Genomic DNA, 17226 nt, shown 5'->3' with positions numbered 1-17226 from the left:
CGGGCTACTGGCAGGGTGCCACAATGGCACCTTTGTCGTAGCACTCAGACAGGCGAATCGCATGAATAGCCGTGGGCTTGGGCAAGACCCGGACCGTGTTATCGAACAGCAGGTGCGCACCGACCGTTTGCACCAGCTGTTTCGCCAGTCGTTCCCGGCGCTGTTTGGCAGCTACCTGGCTGCTCTTATGCTGTGCTGGTTGTGCTGGGACCGCTTCGATCACCAAGTGATCGTGGTATGGCTGGTGCTACTGGCCGGCTCGTCACTGCTGCGCCTGCAATTATTCCTTGAATGGTTCCGCTGCCCTGACAGCGAGCGTACGCCTGCGCGTTGGGAGCGGCGTTACTGGCTGACGCTGATGCTGTCGGCGGGCATCTGGGGGGGCGGGGCGCTGGCGGTGATGCCGGTCGATGACCGCGTGTCCCAGGTGCTGGTCATGCTGTTCGCCGTGGGCATGTCGGTCAGCGCGGTGTCGTGCTATTCGGCGTATCGCTACATGTCGCTGGGGTCCATGGGCCTGGTGCTGTTGCCCTGTACCCTGTGGCTGCTGTTCCAGCCGTCGCCGATGCAGGTGGGCGTGGCGCTGGCGGTGTTGGTGTTCTCATCCTTTGTGGTGGGCGCCACGCGCAAACTGTCCGACGCGCTGGAAAAAGCTTTTCGCCTGACCCGGCAAATGGAGCGCGCCCACACCATTTCAACCCACGCCTCCCAGACCGATGAGCTGACCGGGTTGATGAACCGTCGTGCATTTTTCGAACAGGCCCAGGCGCTCTATGCCCAGTGCCGTCGCGAGCAGCAGCCGCTGTGTGTGCTGATGCTGGACATGGATCACTTCAAAACCATCAATGACACCTACGGGCACCAAGCCGGTGATCAGGTGTTGCGTCAGATTGGCAGCGTGATCAGCACCTCGTTTCGCCAGGTCGATGTGTACGGCCGCCTGGGGGGCGAAGAGTTCGCAATATTGCTGCCCAATACGTCCCTGGAGACCGCGCGCAGCATCGCCGAGCAACTGGTCCAGGCCATTGGCGATTTGCGGGCCGACCCGGTGCAGGGGCTGAGTGCCAGCCTGGGCCTGGCTTCGACCCATACCCAGGCGCTGGACTTGTATGGCTTGATGGACAGCGCTGACAAGGCGCTGTACCGGGCCAAGGCGCTGGGCCGCAATCAGGTGGCCGTGGCGGGCTGATCCTTGGCCATGGCCTTGGCCAACGCGCGCGCAACCTGTTCGGCGGAGTAGGGTTTGGCGAGGAACTCAAAGCCTTCATAGCCACTGTCCGCCAGTTCTTCGCTGTATCCGGAAACCAGCACCACCGGCAGGTCCGCCCGGCGCTGGCGCATCAGTTTGGCCATGGCGACGCCAGTCATCCCAGGCATCACCACATCCGAGAACACCGCGTCGAAGGCCTGGGCGTCGTTGCCGGCCAGCGTCAGCGCCTGTTCGGCGTTGGTGGCCCAGGTGGTCTGGTAACCCAGGTCCTTGAGGATCTGGCTGGCGAAGCGGCCCACCTCCAGATTGTCCTCCACGATCAGTACATGCCGTTGGGCCAGGTCCAACGGGGGTGGAAGGTCTCGCTGTGCGTCCTGCCGGGGCGCGGCTTCGCCTTCCACCTCGGGCAGGTACAGGGTGAACACCGTGCCTTGCCCCAGGGTGCTGGCCACATCAATATTGCCGCCCGATTGCTTGGCAAAGCCGAACACCTGCGACAAGCCCAGGCCGGTGCCCTTGCCGACGGCCTTGGTGGTGAAGAACGGCTCGAAAATGCGTTCGACGGTATCGCCGGGAATCCCGACGCCCGTGTCGGCCAGGGAAATAGCGATGTAGGGCAGGCGCGACTCGGCATCCCCGCGGATGCGCGGCAGCGGCTGCTGGCCGGCGACCTTGATGATCAGGCTGCCCTGGCCGTCCATGGCGTCGCGGGCATTAAGGGCGATGTTGATCAGGGCGGTTTCGAACTGACTGGAGTCGATGCGCGCATAGCACGGCTGCTCGGGCAATTGCACCTGCACATGAATGCGTGCGCCGGTGACGCTCTCAAGCATGTCGCCAATGTTGCGCACCCGTTGGCTGACATCGAACACCTGCGGATTCAACGGCTGGCGGCGGGCGAAGGCGAGCAGTTGGCTGGTGAGCTTGCTGGCCCGCTCGACGGTATCGGACACCGCGCCCATATAGCGTTGCCGGCGTTCTTCCGAGAGCCCCGGCTGGCGCAGGAAGTCCACGGATGAGCGAATGATCGTCAGCAGGTTATTGAAATCATGGGCGACGCCGCCAGTGAGTTGGCCGATGGCCTCGAGCTTTTGCGACTGGCGCAACGCGGCTTCGGCCTGGGCGAGGGCGCGGGTGCGCTCTTCGACGCGCTGTTCCAGGGTTGCATTGAGTTCGGTATAGGCCGCCAGGCCCTCACGCACCACAGCATCGGCGCGTACGCGCTCGATATGCGCCCAGGAACGTTCGGTGACTTCGCCCAACAGCGCCAGGTCATAGGAGGACCAGTGGCGGGGCTGTTTGTCGTGCACGGCCATCAGCGCGGTGAGGCGGCCGTCTTTGATCAACGGCATACAAATGGTCGCCGTTACACCGAGTGCCTGGAAGTTCGCGGCTTCATGGGCCGGCAACTCGAGCAGGTTATTGCCGATCACCAGGGGCTCGCCGGCGCGCAGGCAGGCCACCGCGCGCTCACCGAACGCAGCCAGGCTGTAATGGCCGATGATGCTCGGCGAGCCTTGCGCCGACCAGTCGCCGCGAATGGTAAAGCCGTCTTGGTCGTCTTCCATGTCGGCGTAGGCGCAAATCGATACTTGCAGGTGTTCGGCCAGCAGGCGGGTGGTCGACATCATGATTGCTTCGGGGTCGGTGGCCGTGGCGACGCTGTTGCCGATGGCGTCCAGCACGGCCAGGCGCCGGGTGAGGAAGACCGTGGCGGTGGTTTCGGTGACGGTATCGAGCAACCCCACCACCGCGCCTTTTGCATCACGGATCGGGCTGTAGCAAAAGGTGAAATACGCTTGTTCAGGCGTGTCGTCACGCAGGATCAACAGCGGAAAGTTTTCGATATAGGTGGCCTGCCCGGCGAACGCGGTGTCGGCGATAGGGCGGATGTCATCCCATGCCTCGTGCCACACCTCGTTGAACGGACGGCCCAGGGCGTCGGGCTTGTTGCCCAGGATCGGCACGAATGCATCGTTGTGGAGGGTGATCAACTGAGGCCCCCAGACGATGGCTTGGGGAAAGCTGGAGGCGAAGCACAACGCAACGGTTGTCTTCAACACGTCCGGCCAGTGTTCAATTGGCCCCAGGGGCGTACTGGCCCAATCATGCCGACGAACCCGCTCTGCCATTACGCTGCTGCCTTGCAGCCAATTCATCATTGGGTTCACACCTTGCTCGCTACGCGTTGTTAGGCTTTGAAGAGGTCAGACCGACTAGCAACAGACCGGAATGATCTGGATCAGTTCAGCGCGTTTATCTCCTAGGTGGCCCTTTGATTTCATTGCCCATTTGGCGGAACGAGTGGTCGCAGGGCCGGGCCGCCGCCCACCGTTATTGTGCGCCGAACAGCCCCGTCCAGTAGATGCCCGCATCGCTTTTCGGGTCCATTGCATAGGCCGCGCCCAATTCGCGAAATTGTGGGTTCATCAGGTTGGCGCAATGGCCGGGGCTGGCGAGCCAACCGTCGAGCACCTTGCGTGGGGTATCGAGGCCGGCGGCGATGTTTTCGCCGATGTTTTTTGCGATATACCCGGCAAGCTCGGCGCGGTCGCCGGGGGTACGGCCGTCGTGGTCGAGGTGATCGAAAAAGTTGCCGTTGGCCATGTTGCGCGTATGGCTGTTGGCGGCACCGGCCAGATCGTCGTTCCACGACAGCGGCGTGGTCGCGGTGAACGCCTGGGTGCCACACTGGCGCGGCTGGGCGCGGGCGGCGTTGATCAGGTCGAGCAGTTTGCGGCCTTCGGTCTGCCAGTCGCCCAGGCCGCTGGTCAGCAGCGGGCGGGCGAGCACGATGCGCCAGTCCTGGCCGCTGTTGCTCACGCCGATGTCGACGAATTGCGGGTCGAGTACCACGCGACAGAAGCTTTCACGCACCGCTTTCATAGCGGCCTCGGCATCCCTGGGCCCGGACAGGCTGATGGCCTGCACGTTGACCATGGGGTACGCGGCCCGCGCCAGCGACTGCTGCAAATCGCCGACATTGGTGGCCGGCAGCACCAGCCGTGTATCACTGTTCAGCGGTGGCAATTCCTGGGAACCCTGATCGCCGCAGCGCTGCACCTGGCTGCGGTACTGGTTGATCTGTTCGACTAACTGACTTTCTTCATTCGCCATCGCGCTGGCGCAGAACACCGTACTGGCGGCCAGCGTCGTAAGACCCATCATCAATGACAGAACGCGCATGGACGTTACCCTTGAGCTTGAAAGTGCCCATGATGCGCGATCCAGGTGCGTGCATGCACCCGTTGGTCCGAACTTTTTTTGTTCAATGCTTGAGTGCCGGCGGTTCAGGGCCGAGGCTTCACGGCGTGCAACAGGTACAATCGCCACTGCCTTGACGTGAAACCCCAGGAATTTGCATGTTCAGCCTTACCCGCTACACCATGCCGTGCCCCGAACCGATCAACAGCCAGATCCTGCAGTTGGTGGTCGATAACCTCACCGACATCAGCAGCGTGGCACTGGCGCCCAGCAACCTGCTCTACAACATTTACCAGTACGCCATCGGGTTTGAGGTGCACTTGTACCTGGAGGCGCTGGATGGATCGAAGGGCATCAGCGTTGAGCTGGTCGTGGCGATGCAGGAGGAGACCGTCGTTGGTTTTTGCCTGTACCTCCCGGTGAAGGACGACCCTCAAGCCTGTGGCGTGGCCTTTATGGCCGTGCACTCGGCTTTCCGGCGCCAAGGCGTGGCCCGGGCCATGCTGAATGACGTGTTCGCGCGCTATCCCCATGGAGAGCTGGCGTGCTCGGTGGAGAAGGTTCCGGCATTCGAAGCGATGGGCTTGCAGGTGCGCGGCGCGCGTGGCACCCAAGTGCTGATGAATACGCGGGACTACGGCACCGATGGGTTGATGGGCGTGCTCGACGTGGCTGCTATCTACAGCTCATTGGAAGTGCGGCAGATCCATACCTACCTGCTGCAAAAGCATGGGAAGCGCGCGATGGTGGACGCGGAAAAGCAGCGCGACCGGCACCTGGATCAATTGACGCGCAAGGTGCAGCGGTTTGTAGATGAACGCTTGGGTTGAGCACTCGCGGTGACTTCACCCCTGCAATCGGGGGCAAGCCCCCTCCCACACTTTGAACTGTGAATACTTTCAAATGTGGGAGGGGGCTTGCCCCCGATAGCGGTGTATCAGTCACCTATTAATTGACTGAACCACTCCCACATGCGCCGCGCTTGACCATCGCCAGGATGATCGCCAGCAGTTCCTGTTGCGCTTCTTCGCGGCTGATTTCCGCGCTGGCTGCGGCATGGGACAAGGCTTCGGCCGCGCCCAGCATGGCGCGCAGGCCCGCTTGGGAAAGCGTGCCATCCGGCGCGAAGGGCGCCAGGGCATCGCGGCATTTATCGAGGAAGATGGCCTCGTACTTGCGCTTGAGCGCCTCCAGCTCCGGCGAGCCACTGAGCGCCGCCGTTACCCCCGGAATCTCGCGGCCCTGCAGCAACACGCAATCCACATAGGACGAGGCAATCACCCACGCGCGCGCTTCAAGCGTCGCGCTGCTGGCCTCGATGGCGTCAACAAACACCTGGTTCTGGCGCCCATCGAAATCTTCATACAGCGCGGCCAATAGGCCAGAGCGCGTGACGAAATGATCGTACACCACCGGTTTGGTCACCCCGGCCAACTCGGCCAGACGGCCCAGGGTCAGGGCATCGGTGCCTTCCTCGCGCACCAGTTGCCAGGCGGTTTCCAATAATTGTTGCAGGCGTTCTTCGCGGGAAAGACGCCGGCGCGGGGCAGGAGATTGTTCGCTTGACATGCTTATATACCAAAAGTAACTTAAATAAGGTAACTTACTAAAAGTAGCTTAAGCCTAAAAGGAGTCAATGTCATGCATGCACTCATCGTTGTGGCTCATCACGACAGCCAATCCCTGACCCACAGCGTGGCCGCGCACGTGGGTGGCGGTTTGAGCGCCTCCGGGCACACCTTTGAAACCGCCGACCTCGCCGCCGAAGGCTTCGACCCGCGCTACACCGCCGCCGACCACCAGGTACACCGCAGCCGCGCCACGCCGCCGGCGGATGTCCTCGCCGAACAGGCCCGCATCGAGCGCGCCGACGCGTTGGTCGTGGTGTTCCCGATCTACTGGTGGTCCATGCCGGCGTTGCTCAAGGGCTGGATCGACCGTGTCTTCGTCAACGGCTGGGCGATCGATTACGGCCCGGATACACCGGTGACCAAGAAGTTGCGGCACTTGCAGGTGCACCTGCTGGCCTTGGGGGCTGCCGATGCCGGCGCCTTTGACCGGCACGGTTATGCCCAGGCCATGCGCACGCAGATCGATTACGGGATCTTCGACTACTGCGGAGCGCAGGTGCTGACCTCGCAGTTGCTGCTGGAATCGGAAAGCGACAGTGCCGAGGCGCATCTGCGAAAGGCCAGGGAGACAGGGCAGACGCTGTTTGTGCGCGAGACGGTAGCGGGGTGATTCAAGCGTTGCGAAACAGGTCGTGGGCGTCCAGCAAGCGGTAGGCAATCTCGGGCTGCTTCTCCAGGCCGCGCCGGATCGCCGCTGGAATCGATTGGCGGGTCTTGCGGCACAGGCCGGGCAGCTCGTCGATGACGATCTGGATACCGCGCATGCTCTTGACCTCGGTGTGGCCCGGCGCGATATGCAGGCGGATGCCCAGCTGTTCGAACATCCGCTGCTGCAGATGCTCGAGGTCTTGCAGGCTCTTGAGGTTCTCCAGGCGCTCGAGCAGGCGTTTTTCTTCCTGGCGTGTGAGGTGGAGAATGCGCAGGTCGGGCTCGGGCGCCTCCAGCAAGCGTTCGCGCTCGCAGTCACAAACGCCGGGCGGGCAGGGTTGGCGAATGGTCATGTGCGTGCCCTCCCTGAACCTGCGCTGTTGTCTTAATAGCTGAGCGTTACGCCCAGGCTGCCCAGGGCTTTCCAGTACCCAGGGTAAGTCTTGGCCACGCAGTCCGGGTCCTGGATGCGAATGCCCGCGACTTTCAGCCCGGCCAGGGCAAAGCACATGGCGATGCGATGGTCGGCGTGGGTATTGATCAAGGCGTTGCAGGACGTGCCGGCCAGGGCCGGGTCAGCCGCAACCAGCAGATCGTCGCCCTCGATGGTCGCCAGGCCCGGCCGGATTGCGTTGAGGCCGTCGTGCAGCGCCTGCACGCGGTCACATTCCTTGACGCGCAGGTTGGCCAGTTCCGTGAAGCGCACCGGCGTATTGTTGAACGCGGCGAGCACCGCCAGGGTCGGGATGGCGTCCTGCATTTGCGAGCCCACCACCGTGGCCTGCATGTTCGGGAACTGGGCGATCACCGCCTGGGCCTTGGCGTCCGGCTGGGTGAACGCCTCGGCGGCGACACCGATGTCGATACGGCCGCCGGTCAACACCTCTGCGGCCCACAGGTAGGTGGCTGCGGAGGCGTCGGGTTCGATCAGGTAATCATGGGCGGTGTAGCCGGTCGGGGCCACGCGCCAGGTGGTGTCGTCGACGGCTTCAACCTGGGCGCCGAAGGCACGCATGCAGTCCAGCGTCAGGTCCACATAGCCACGGGCGCCGATGTCCTTGCCGGTCAGGGCGACTTCAATCGGCGCTTCGCCGCATGCCGCGAGCATCAGCAGCGCCGAGACATATTGGCTGGACAGCCCGCCATCGATCTCGAAACGCTTGGCCTGGACCTTGCCCACGCCGTGCACGGTCACCGGTGGGCAGCCGGTCGGGCTGTCGACCTGGATGCCGTTCTGGCCGAGGGTGGCGAGCAGCGGCCCGATCGGGCGCTTTTGCATGTACTCGTCGCCGTCCAGCACCACGGTGCCGTGCACGGTTGCCACGGCCGCGGTGAGAAAGCGCATGGCGGTGCCAGCATTACCGAGGAACAGCGGTTGTGGCGGCAATTGCAGTTTGCCCTGGCCGGTGACCACGAAGGTGGTGTCGTCCGGCTCGTCGATGGTCACGCCCATCTGCCGCAGGGCCACCGACATGTGACGGGTGTCGTCGCTCTTGAGGGCGCCGCTCAAGCGGCTGGTGCCCTTGGCCTGGGCCGCCAGCAGCAGGGCGCGGTTGGTAATGGATTTGGAGCCGGGGGGCGCGACCTTGCCATTGAGAGGAAAGTTGGGCGGGGTAACGGTCACGGTTTTCTGCGAACTCAAGGGACAAGGCTCCTGATCAAGGCGAGGTGGCATGGAGTGGCCGACGGGGCGGACCCGAATAATCGGCCAAAGGTGCGGTGCTTGTCGAGATTTAGCGCTTGCTCAGCCAGTAATCGTGCAGCGCCCGCGCCGCCGGTTCGATTTCGCTGACCCGCTGCTGATGGGCCCGCACATCCAGGTCCGCCGGTAATTCGAAATTATCCTGCTCGGCGCACCAGGAGATTTTCTCGAACTGAGTGGCCAGTTCGGCGGGCAGCGGCGGCCAGTTGCCGATGGCCGCGCCACGGATATAGCCGAAGCACCATTCTTCGGCGAGGGTCACGGACTGGCCGTGGTGCTCCTTTTCATCGAACAGCGCCTTGAACGCCTTGGAATCGCCGGCCAGTTGCGCCGCCAGCGTATTGAAGTGTCGTACACACAGGTCCAGGAACTGCCCGGCCTCTTCGGGGCTTTCCCAGTCCGGGTTCTGCCCGCCCCAGATCGCCGGAAACCACTCGGCGATATCCACCTGCGTCGGGCTCGATACCAGCGCGGTGAAGTAGCCGTCGAGTTCGGCGACGTTGAGCACCGAATGGTCGTCGCCGTACTTGAGCAGGGTTTCTTCGATCTGGTCGAACTCGGCGGGGGTGAGCGGCTGGGCGTGCATGGGGCATATCCTTCAAACGTCGAACGCCGCGTTGGGGCGGCTTAAAGCGCCAAGGATGGCGCCTGGCAAGGTTTTTTGCCAGTCCCGCTTTTGGCCGATGCGCCGTTGCCTGCCCTTGTTATAGTTCGGCCCTTATCACTCGCCAGTCAGGGATCACGGCCATGTCCGAATACCAAGCGTTCGTTGTGGAACTCAGCGGCAACGTTGCCCATGTGCAGATCAATCGCCCGGAAAAGATCAACGCGATGAACGCGGCGTTCTGGAGCGAAATCATCGAGATCTTCCAATGGGTCGACGACACCGATGCCGTGCGCGCCGTGGTGCTCAGCGGTGCCGGCAAGCATTTTTCCTCCGGCATCGACCTGATGCTGCTGGCCTCGGTGGCCAATGAGTTGGGCAAGGATGTGGGCCGCAATGCACGCCTGCTGCGGCGCAAGATCCTCGGGCTGCAAGCCTCGTTCAATGCGGTCGACAACTGCCGCAAGCCGGTACTCGCCGCGATCCACGGCTACTGCATCGGCGGTGCCATTGACCTGATCAGCGCCTGCGACATGCGCTACGCCGCCGAGGACGCGCAGTTCTCGATCAAGGAAATCGACATGGGCATGGCCGCCGACGTCGGCACCTTGCAACGCCTGCCCCGCATCGTCGGCGACGGTATGTTGCGCGAACTGGCCTACACCGGTCGTCAGTTCGGAGCCGAAGAGGCGCGCAGCATCGGCCTGGTCAACCGCGTGTTTGCCGACCAGCAAAGCCTGTTGGCCGGCGTCATGACCATTGCCCATGAAATCGCCACCAAGTCGCCGATCGCCGTGGCCGGTACCAAGGCCATGATCAGCTATATGCGCGACCACACTGTCAATGATGGCCTGGAATACGTTGCCACCTGGAACTCGGCTATGTTGCAATCCAACGACCTGCGCGTGGCCATCGCGGCCCATATGAGCAAGCAGGCACCCGAATTCTTGGATTGATCGATATGACCCCAGGCTGGATTACCACAACGCTGTTGGACAATGACGCTGCCGGCGGCTGGGCCGTCGCCCGCAGCCGCGATGGCTTTTTGCAGGATGCCAACGGGCCTCTGTTCCCTCGGGAATGGCTCAAGCGCCAGGACCTGTCGGTGTTTGCCGAACACGGCATCGGCCACCTCGATGGCGAGCCGGTGTACCTGCTGGAACTCGACAGCGCTGGCGAAGTACCGGGTTGCAGCTGGCAAGGCCTGCGCGGCTTTATGCTGCAAGGCGATCACACCCTGTACAAAGTGCTGGGCTATGCCGCGCAGATCGGCACCTGGGCGCGCGAGCATCGGTTCTGCGGCAGTTGCGGCCAGGCGATGGTCAAGGTGGCACGCGAGCGCGCGATGTACTGCCAACCCTGCGACCTGCGCAGCTATCCGCGGATTTCGCCGAGCATGATCGTGCTGGTGACCCGTGGCGATGAGGTTCTGCTGGCGCGCTCGCCACGCTTTGTCACCGGGGTCTACAGCACCCTGGCCGGCTTTGCCGAGCCGGGTGAGTCGGCCGAAGACTGCCTGATCCGCGAAGTGCGCGAGGAAGTGCAGCTTGAGGTAAAGAACCTGCAGTACATGGGCAGCCAGTGCTGGCCGTTCCCGCATTCGATGATGTTGGGTTTCCATGCCGAGTATGCCGGTGGCGACATCGTGCCCCAGGCCGACGAGATCGAAGATGCGCAGTGGTTCAACATCCACGACCTGCCGCCGTTGCCGGCGTCACGCTCGATTGCGCGTTACCTGATCGACCTGTATGTGGCCCGTCGCTTAGGCCACGCTGAACCAGTGCTGCCAGGCTAGGCGCACCGTCAGGCCGAGCACCACGGTGATGAATACCGGGCGAATGAACTTGGCGCCGCCGCTGATTGCGCTGCGCGCGCCAAAGAACGCGCCGCCCATTACCGAGACGCCCATCGCCAGGCCGACCACCCAGTCCACCGAGCCATTGATGATAAACACTGTCAGCGCCGCCGCATTGCTGACGAAGTTCATGCTGCGCGCCACACCGCTGGCCTTCACCAGGTCGATCGGGTGCAGCAGCATGGTGCTCACGGTCCAGAACGCACCGGTGCCGGGCCCGGCCACGCCGTCGTAGAAACCCAGGCCGAAGCCCTGGGTAGCCTGCCATTTCTTCTTGATCGGCGCCTCGGCGTCCAGCGGTGCCTTGGGCGTGCCGCCGAACAGCAGGTACACCCCGCAGGCGAACACAATCACCGGCAGCATCTTGTTCAGGGTCTCGGCGGGCAAATAGTGCGCGACCACAGCGCCGGTCAGCGCGCCGACCAAGGTACCGACGATGGCATGCACCCACTGGCGCGGGTGGAACAGCTTGCGGCGGTAGAAGGTGAAGCTGGCGGTGGCCGAGCCAAAGGTGGAACTGAGTTTATTGGTGCCCAGCACCAGGTGCGGCGGCATGCCAGCGGTCAACAGGGCAGGGGTGGTAAGCAAGCCACCCCCGCCGGCGATGGCGTCGATGAAGCCAGCGATAAAAGCCACGACGGCGAGAATGGCGAGGGTAGTCAGGTCAACGCTGAGTTCGAAGGGCATGGGCAGGGCTTATTGTTGGGTGGGCACGCAGGCCCGCCATCTTACCTGCCGGATGTGCGCAGAACCAAATGAGTGAGCAGAACCCAATGTGGGAGGGGGCTTGCCCCCGATAGCGGTGGGTCAGCGAGCTTGAGTGCTACTGATACACCGTCATCGGGAGCAAGCCCCCTCCCACATGTTTAATAGTGTTCGCTTGGGTTATTTGTGGGTGCCCATCCACTCCAGCGCCGTGCGCCAGATGCAAATACCCAGGAAGTACGCCGACATCAGCGACCATAAGCCGAACGTCCACGGGTTGGTGTTCGGGTAATCCACCACCATCAGGAAGCTGCACAGCAGCCAGATTGTGGTCACCGCGATATTGATCGGCATGAACCGCTTGACCCGGAACGGGTGCAGGAACTTCATCGGCGTCACGGTCAGCAGCGCCAGGCCGATTACAGTGAGCAAGGTAATCCAGGCGTCGGGCTGGATGATGTACACGCACAAGGCCACCACGTTCCATGCCGCCGGGAAGCCGACGAAATAGTTGTCCTTGCTCTTCATGTTGACATTGCAGAAGCAGAACAGCGACGACACCAGGATCACCGACACCGCAAACAGGTGGGTGAAGTCCGGCAGGTCGATATAGCGGTAGATAAACAGCGCGGGGATGAATACGTAGGTGAGGTAATCGATCACCAGGTCCAATACCGAGCCGTCAAAGCTGGGCAATACCGTGCTGACATTGACCCGTCGCGCCAGGGAGCCGTCGACGCCATCCACCACGAGTGCCAGGCCCAGCCACAGCAAGCAGGCCTTGGGGGAGTTTTCCAGCAGCGCCAGGGTGGCCAGGAATGCCAGTACCACACCGGTGGCGGTAAAGCCGTGGGCGCCCCAGGCTTTGATTCTGGCTACATGCAGGGTCGATATCACGGGCGGTTCTCCAAAGGGTCAAACGGGGCAGCCGACAGCGTAACGCTGTCGAGTCTGGCCGGGGAATGCAGGTATCGACCGGGAAGGCAGGGATAAGGTTCACCGCCCGGCGTATGGCTTAGCGTAGCAAGCGTAGGACTTTTCGGCATCAGCCTTGGCGAAACACCAGGGCCTTCAACCCGCTTTGCGGGTCGATATCCGGGAATTCCGGTGGGTTTGCCAGGCGTTCTACAAAGCGCAGGCCCGGTGCCTCGCGGGTGACGCCGTCGATCAGGAAGTCTTCGCCAAACGCCGGATCGTTCATGCACGCCAGCACCGTGCCCTGGGCCGTGAGCAAATCCGGCAGGCGGCGCAGGACGCGCTGGTAATCCTTGCTCAACAGAAAGCTGCCTTTCTGAAAGGACGGCGGGTCGATGATCACCAGGTCATAGGGGCCGCTGTTGGTGACTTTGGCCCAGGACTTGAACAGGTCGTGGCCCAGAAAGCTTACCTTGCTCAAGTCGTGACCATTCAGGCGATGGTTGTCGCGGCCACGGCTCAGGGCGCCACGGGCCATGTCCAGGTTCACCACATGGTCGGCGCCACCTTCGATCGCGGCCACGGAGAATCCGCAGGTGTAGGCAAACAGATTAAGCACGCGCTGGCCCCCGGCCTGCTCGCGCACCCAGTTGCGCCCGTAACGCATGTCGAGGAACAGGCCGCTGTTCTGCTTTTTACCCAGGTCGATCAGGTAACGCAGGCCGCCTTCGGTGATGGTCAGCTCATCGATTGCCTGGCCCACCAGCCACTCGGTGGTGCTTTGCGGCAGGTAGCGGTGTTGCAGCGCCACGGTATGGGCACCGAAACTTGCCCAGTCGATCTGCAACAACTGCTGTTTCAGGGCCTGCAGATGCTCGGTTTCCTTGAACAGCGCTACCAGCACCACGCCTTGCAGCCAGTCCACCGTCACCTGCTCAAGGCCCGGCCAGCAGCGGCCACGGCCGTGAAACAGGCGCCGGGTTTCAGCCGGAGCGCTGGCCAGGGCGGTGAGCAGATGGGCGTGCAGGGTAGCGAGTGCGTCTGGGGTCATCGTTGAGCGTCAGTCGTTGAGCGGGCGGCATTTTAAACACAATTGCGCGTCAGAGCGTGGCGATCAGGGCTGGACCAAAGGAATCGCGCAGAAAAACCGGCGCAATATAGCGCTCGTAATGCGCCTCGGACAGCAGGAAAAACTCCCGGTCAATCGCATCGCGCAGGTCCGTGAGGCTACGTTCACGAAATTCCGGCAGTAACGCCAACCCATAGGCGTCCAGCTTCGACATCACCCGCGCCCCCCGCGCAATCAGCTGGTATGCCCAGCAATACGGCGACTGTTGCGGCATGAAGCGAATCTTGCGGTCTTCCAGCTGTTGGCGCAGGCGCTGCGGGTCGAACACTTCCAGCTTGCTGGCCATGACCTGCACCAGCAACTGCTCGAGGCGCAGCCACACCGCGTGTTTTTCCTCGGCGTTATAGCCGTTCCACTGGATCACTTCGTGGTGATAACGCTTGCAGCCCCGGCAGACCAGGTCACCGTAGACGGTGGAGCACAGGCCTACACAGGGCGTTTTGATGGTTTGGTTGGGCATAAAGGGCAATTTGCAAAGTTTATGAAACACCGCGTTCCCAATGTGGGAGGGGGCTTGCTCCCGATAGCAGTGGTTCAGTTAAAGCAGCTGTGACTGATACACCGCTATCGGGAGCAAGCCCCCTCCCACATGTTGGATCTGTGCTGTTGAATCAATCCCAGCTCAGCGCGCCGCCGGTCTGATACTCGATCACACGGGTCTCAAAGAAATTCTTCTCTTTCTTCAAATCCATAATCTCGCTCATCCACGGGAACGGGTTGGTCGTGCCTGGGTACTCTTCCTTCAACCCAATCTGCGACAGCCGACGATTCGCGATGAACTTCAGATAGTCCTCCATCATCGCCGCATTCATCCCCAGCACCCCACGCGGCATGGTATCGCGCGCATATTCGATCTCCAGCTGGGTCCCTTGCAGAATCATCTGGGTCGCTTCTTCCTTCATCTCGGCATCCCACAAATGCGGGTTTTCGATTTTGATCTGGTTGATCACATCGATACCGAAGTTAAGGTGCATCGACTCATCGCGCAGGATGTACTGGAACTGCTCGGCCACGCCGGTCATTTTGTTGCGGCGGCCCATGGAGAGGATCTGGGTGAAGCCGCAATAGAAGAAGATGCCTTCCAGCACGCAGTAGTAGGCGACCAGGTTGCGCAGCAGTTCCTTGTCGGTGTCGACGGTGCCGGTTTCGAACTTGGGATCGGAGATCGAACGGGTGTACTTCAGGCCCCAGGCCGCTTTCTTGGCGACCGATGGAATCTCGTGGTACATGTTGAAGATCTCGCCTTCATCCATGGCCAACGATTCGATGCAGTACTGGTAGGCGTGGGTGTGGATCGCTTCTTCGAAGGCCTGGCGCAGGATGTACTGGCGGCACTCCGGGTTGGTGATCAGGCGGTACACGGCCAGCACCAGGTTGTTGGCGACCAACGAATCCGCAGTAGAGAAAAAGCCGAGGTTGCGCATGACGATGCGGCGCTCGTCGTCGGTCAGGCCTCCGGGGTCTTTCCACAGGGCGATGTCGGCGGTCATGTTGACCTCTTGCGGCATCCAGTGATTGGCGCAGCCGTCGAGGTATTTCTGCCAGGCCCAGTCGTACTTGAAGGGCACGAGTTGGTTGAGGTCGGCGCGGCAGTTGATCATGCGTTTTTCGTCAACGGCGACGCGGGCGGAGGCGCCTTCAAGTTCGGCGAGGCCTTCGGCGACGTCGAGTTTGTCCAGGGCGGCCTTGGCGCGCACGATGGCGGCGGAGTCATTGGCGGTGACGGCGCGGGCTTCGATGGCGGCGGCGGCGCCGGCACCGTCGAGGCGGTCCATGTTGGCTTCGGTGGCGTGGCCGGCGTTGGCGCCTTTGATCACGGGGGCAACGCTGTCTTCGCTGTCGACTTCATCCCAACTCAGCATCGAAATACTCCTTCCTGTTCTGTTTTGACGGTGCGTGAAACCGTCCAAAAATATGCGGTTTGCAGGCTTCAAGGCATTGAAATACGGCGCATAGTGTGGTCGGAAAATACCGAGCCTGCACACTATGTAGTGGTGTTATGTGTTTGTGGGCACACTATATGGTGTGTGACAGCGATGGTCAACGCACAAGTCGGCGCCTGAGCGTTGAACGCTGGAGGGGAGTCCGTCAGATGACGTGGGCGTGTTGCAACTCGGTCAGGCACAGCGCCTTGAGCCGAGCCAGGGACGGATCGCGCCGGTCTCGCGGGTGCGGCAAATCCACCGCCAGCACCTGGCGAATGCTGCTGGGCCGATTGCCCATCACCAATACCCGGTCGCTGAGGTACAGCGCCTCGTCCACATCATGGGTCACCAGCAGCAAGGCGATGGCATGGTGTTCGGCCAGTTGCAGCAGCAGGTCCTGCAGCTTCATGCGCGTGAACGCATCCACGGCGCTGAACGGTTCATCCAGCAGCAACACCTGCGGCCGTGAATACAGGCCCCGTGCAATCGCGACCCGTTGCGCCATGCCGCCGGACAACGCCTTGGGCAGCGCCTGGGCAAAACCCGTGAGGCCGACTTCTTCGATCAACTGCGTGACCCAGGCCTTGTCGTAGTGATTGTCCGCGCTGAAGCCGATGTTTTGCTCCACCGTAAGCCAGGGCATCAACCGTGGTTCCTGGAACACGAAGGCCACCTCGCCGTTGGGGCTGTGCAGTTCGCCCTGGTAGTCGTTATCCAGTCCCGCGACAATGCGCAACAAGGTGCTTTTGCCGCACCCGCTGGGCCCCAGCAGGCTCACGGCTTCGCGCGGTTGCAAGGCCAGGCGCACATTGTTCAAGACGGCGGCGCTGTCGAAGCTTTTGCGCACAACGTGAATGTCCAGCAGCGGTTGCACACTCATTTTCCGGCTCCCTGGAAGGTGTCGCGCCAGGCCAGGCAGCGCTTTTCCAGTGCCGCGAGCAGGCCATCGCTGACCTTGCCGAGCAGCGCCAGTACGATGATCGCCGCCAGCACGATATCCGGCCGCGAGGTTTCCCGCCCATCGCTGAGCAGGTAGCCCAGCCCTTTGGTGGCCGCGATCAACTCTGCCGCCACCAGAAACATCCAGGCCAGGCTCAGGCCGCTGCGCAATCCGGTAAACAGGCCGGGCAGCGCCGCCGGTAAGAGGATGCGACGTACCAGGCGGCGCCGATTGAACCCATACATTTGCCCGACTTCCACGAGCTTGCGATCGATATCGCGGATGGCCGCAACGCCATTGAGGTACACCGGGAAGAACGCGCCAATCGCGATCAGCACGACCTTGGAGGTCTCGTCGATGCCCAGCCACAGCAGCAGCAATGGCACCCAGGCCAGGCTCGGGATCGAGCGCAACCCGGCGAAGGTCGGCTCCAGATAGGCCTCGGCTTCGCGGCTCAAGCCCACCCAGGCGGCGAATACCAAGGCCAGGCTCGCACCAATGGCAAAACCCAGCAGCACCCGCACCAGGCTGGCGCTGATGTGTTTCCACAGGGAGCCTTCGGCGAGGTCCGCCAGGGTCACGGCGATCTCGCTGGGCGCCGGCATCTGGTACGACGGCAGCCAGCCCACGCGCACCACCGCCTCCAGCACCAGCAGGATCAGTACTGGCAACACCAGGCCCTTGAGCCGTTGCGGCCAAGCGCTGCGCTTGATCTGTCGTGGCGGGGCGAGTGGCAGGGCTTGGGTTTTGCTGGTCAT

General features: G+C 62.4%; 18 protein-coding genes. 5 read left to right on the top strand and 13 right to left on the bottom strand.

Annotated features, from left to right (window positions below; genetic code table 11):
• Window positions 1-61: 61 nt before the first annotated feature.
• Window positions 62-1189, top strand: coding sequence for a diguanylate cyclase (locus tag C4J89_RS15165; RefSeq protein WP_124414893.1), 1128 nt, complete (start codon window positions 62-64; stop codon window positions 1187-1189).
• On the opposite strand, the gene C4J89_RS15160 is transcribed toward C4J89_RS15165, so the two are convergent.
• Window positions 1168-3372 (bottom strand): GAF domain-containing protein, encoded by a 2205-nt coding sequence (locus C4J89_RS15160; RefSeq protein ID WP_124414892.1) that lies wholly within the window; start codon window positions 3370-3372, stop codon window positions 1168-1170. The two genes, C4J89_RS15165 and C4J89_RS15160, sit on opposite strands and share 22 nt — an antisense overlap.
• Before the next feature lie 172 nt (window positions 3373-3544).
• Window positions 3545-4396: a CAP domain-containing protein gene (locus C4J89_RS15155; protein WP_124414891.1), complete on the bottom strand. Its 852-nt coding sequence runs from the start codon at window positions 4394-4396 to the stop codon at window positions 3545-3547.
• Between the two features lie 176 nt (window positions 4397-4572).
• On the opposite strand from C4J89_RS15155, the gene C4J89_RS15150 reads away from it, so the two are divergent.
• Window positions 4573-5244, top strand: coding sequence for a GNAT family N-acetyltransferase (locus C4J89_RS15150; protein WP_124414890.1), 672 nt, complete (start codon window positions 4573-4575; stop codon window positions 5242-5244).
• 118 nt (window positions 5245-5362) lie between these two features.
• On the opposite strand, the gene C4J89_RS15145 is transcribed toward C4J89_RS15150, so the two are convergent.
• Window positions 5363-5983: a TetR/AcrR family transcriptional regulator gene (locus tag C4J89_RS15145; protein ID WP_124414889.1), complete on the bottom strand. Its 621-nt coding sequence runs from the start codon at window positions 5981-5983 to the stop codon at window positions 5363-5365.
• Between the two features lie 72 nt (window positions 5984-6055).
• Between C4J89_RS15145 and C4J89_RS15140 the strand changes: the two genes are divergently transcribed.
• Entirely contained in the window at window positions 6056-6655 is a 600-nt protein-coding gene (locus C4J89_RS15140) for an NAD(P)H-dependent oxidoreductase (protein WP_124414888.1), read from the top strand.
• Between the two features lies 1 nt (window position 6656).
• Here the strand turns inward: C4J89_RS15140 and C4J89_RS15135 are convergent, their stop codons facing one another.
• From C4J89_RS15135 to C4J89_RS15125, 3 genes are all read right to left on the bottom strand, one after another.
• Window positions 6657-7046 (bottom strand): hypothetical protein, encoded by a 390-nt coding sequence (locus C4J89_RS15135; protein WP_124414887.1) that lies wholly within the window; start codon window positions 7044-7046, stop codon window positions 6657-6659.
• Between the two features lie 32 nt (window positions 7047-7078).
• Window positions 7079-8335: a 3-phosphoshikimate 1-carboxyvinyltransferase gene (locus tag C4J89_RS15130; protein ID WP_124414886.1), complete on the bottom strand. Its 1257-nt coding sequence runs from the start codon at window positions 8333-8335 to the stop codon at window positions 7079-7081.
• Between the two features lie 91 nt (window positions 8336-8426).
• On the bottom strand, window positions 8427-8981 hold the full coding sequence (locus C4J89_RS15125; protein ID WP_124414885.1) for a UPF0149 family protein: 555 nt from the start codon (window positions 8979-8981) through the stop codon (window positions 8427-8429).
• Between the two features lie 161 nt (window positions 8982-9142).
• On the opposite strand from C4J89_RS15125, the gene C4J89_RS15120 reads away from it, so the two are divergent.
• Window positions 9143-9955: a crotonase/enoyl-CoA hydratase family protein gene (locus C4J89_RS15120; RefSeq protein ID WP_124363156.1), complete on the top strand. Its 813-nt coding sequence runs from the start codon at window positions 9143-9145 to the stop codon at window positions 9953-9955.
• A 5-nt stretch (window positions 9956-9960) separates the two neighbouring features.
• The gene (gene nudC / locus C4J89_RS15115) at window positions 9961-10794 is read left to right on the top strand and encodes an NAD(+) diphosphatase (protein ID WP_124414884.1); all 834 of its coding nucleotides are present in this window, start codon (window positions 9961-9963) and stop codon (window positions 10792-10794) included.
• Here nudC and C4J89_RS15110 read toward each other — a convergent pair.
• The 7 genes from C4J89_RS15110 to C4J89_RS15080 form a co-directional block, all read right to left on the bottom strand.
• Window positions 10762-11541 carry a TSUP family transporter gene (locus tag C4J89_RS15110; protein ID WP_124363154.1) on the bottom strand — a complete coding sequence of 260 codons (780 nt, stop codon included), beginning with the start codon at window positions 11539-11541 and terminating at the stop codon, window positions 10762-10764. The two genes, nudC and C4J89_RS15110, sit on opposite strands and share 33 nt — an antisense overlap.
• A gap of 198 nt (window positions 11542-11739) precedes the next feature.
• The gene (gene pcsA, locus C4J89_RS15105; RefSeq protein ID WP_124363153.1) at window positions 11740-12456 is read right to left on the bottom strand and encodes a phosphatidylcholine synthase; all 717 of its coding nucleotides are present in this window, start codon (window positions 12454-12456) and stop codon (window positions 11740-11742) included.
• 148 nt (window positions 12457-12604) lie between these two features.
• Window positions 12605-13525 carry a class I SAM-dependent methyltransferase gene (locus C4J89_RS15100; protein WP_124414883.1) on the bottom strand — a complete coding sequence of 307 codons (921 nt, stop codon included), beginning with the start codon at window positions 13523-13525 and terminating at the stop codon, window positions 12605-12607.
• A 49-nt stretch (window positions 13526-13574) separates the two neighbouring features.
• Entirely contained in the window at window positions 13575-14063 is a 489-nt protein-coding gene (locus C4J89_RS15095) for a DUF1289 domain-containing protein (RefSeq protein ID WP_124404433.1), read from the bottom strand.
• A gap of 151 nt (window positions 14064-14214) precedes the next feature.
• Window positions 14215-15465: a ribonucleotide-diphosphate reductase subunit beta gene (locus tag C4J89_RS15090; protein WP_124414882.1), complete on the bottom strand. Its 1251-nt coding sequence runs from the start codon at window positions 15463-15465 to the stop codon at window positions 14215-14217.
• Window positions 15466-15691: 226 nt separating this feature from the next.
• The gene (locus tag C4J89_RS15085; protein ID WP_124414881.1) at window positions 15692-16408 is read right to left on the bottom strand and encodes an ABC transporter ATP-binding protein; all 717 of its coding nucleotides are present in this window, start codon (window positions 16406-16408) and stop codon (window positions 15692-15694) included.
• Window positions 16405-17226, bottom strand: a complete 822-nt coding sequence (locus C4J89_RS15080; protein WP_124414880.1) for an ABC transporter permease — start codon at window positions 17224-17226, stop codon at window positions 16405-16407. Before C4J89_RS15080 ends, C4J89_RS15085 begins: the two co-directional genes overlap by 4 nt.

Source organism: Pseudomonas sp. R4-35-07, from assembly GCF_003852235.1.
Classification (GTDB): Bacteria; Pseudomonadota; Gammaproteobacteria; order Pseudomonadales; family Pseudomonadaceae; genus Aquipseudomonas.
The sequence above is the reverse complement of the archived record's forward strand: the minus strand, read 5'-3'. Positions and strand labels throughout refer to the sequence as shown.

Excerpts from the sequence above, each read along its gene's own strand:
- C4J89_RS15145 (WP_124414889.1), bottom strand. The coding sequence starts at position 5,983 with ATGTCAAGCGAACAATCTCCTGCCCCGCGCCGGCGTCTTTCCCGCGAA.
- C4J89_RS15160 (WP_124414892.1), bottom strand. The coding sequence starts at position 3,372 with ATGATGAATTGGCTGCAAGGCAGCAGCGTAATGGCAGAGCGGGTTCGT.
- C4J89_RS15090 (WP_124414882.1), bottom strand. The coding sequence starts at position 15,465 with ATGCTGAGTTGGGATGAAGTCGACAGCGAAGACAGCGTTGCCCCCGTG.
- C4J89_RS15165 (WP_124414893.1), top strand. The coding sequence starts at position 62 with ATGAATAGCCGTGGGCTTGGGCAAGACCCGGACCGTGTTATCGAACAG.
- C4J89_RS15140 (WP_124414888.1), top strand. The coding sequence starts at position 6,056 with ATGCATGCACTCATCGTTGTGGCTCATCACGACAGCCAATCCCTGACC.
- C4J89_RS15120 (WP_124363156.1), top strand. The coding sequence starts at position 9,143 with ATGTCCGAATACCAAGCGTTCGTTGTGGAACTCAGCGGCAACGTTGCC.
- nudC (WP_124414884.1), top strand. The coding sequence starts at position 9,961 with ATGACCCCAGGCTGGATTACCACAACGCTGTTGGACAATGACGCTGCC.
- C4J89_RS15135 (WP_124414887.1), bottom strand. The coding sequence starts at position 7,046 with ATGACCATTCGCCAACCCTGCCCGCCCGGCGTTTGTGACTGCGAGCGC.
- C4J89_RS15110 (WP_124363154.1), bottom strand. The coding sequence starts at position 11,541 with ATGCCCTTCGAACTCAGCGTTGACCTGACTACCCTCGCCATTCTCGCC.
- C4J89_RS15080 (WP_124414880.1), bottom strand. The coding sequence starts at position 17,226 with ATGACCAGCAAAACCCAAGCCCTGCCACTCGCCCCGCCACGACAGATC.
- C4J89_RS15100 (WP_124414883.1), bottom strand. The coding sequence starts at position 13,525 with ATGACCCCAGACGCACTCGCTACCCTGCACGCCCATCTGCTCACCGCC.
- C4J89_RS15095 (WP_124404433.1), bottom strand. The coding sequence starts at position 14,063 with ATGCCCAACCAAACCATCAAAACGCCCTGTGTAGGCCTGTGCTCCACC.
- C4J89_RS15125 (WP_124414885.1), bottom strand. The coding sequence starts at position 8,981 with ATGCACGCCCAGCCGCTCACCCCCGCCGAGTTCGACCAGATCGAAGAA.
- C4J89_RS15150 (WP_124414890.1), top strand. The coding sequence starts at position 4,573 with ATGTTCAGCCTTACCCGCTACACCATGCCGTGCCCCGAACCGATCAAC.
- C4J89_RS15085 (WP_124414881.1), bottom strand. The coding sequence starts at position 16,408 with ATGAGTGTGCAACCGCTGCTGGACATTCACGTTGTGCGCAAAAGCTTC.
- C4J89_RS15155 (WP_124414891.1), bottom strand. The coding sequence starts at position 4,396 with ATGCGCGTTCTGTCATTGATGATGGGTCTTACGACGCTGGCCGCCAGT.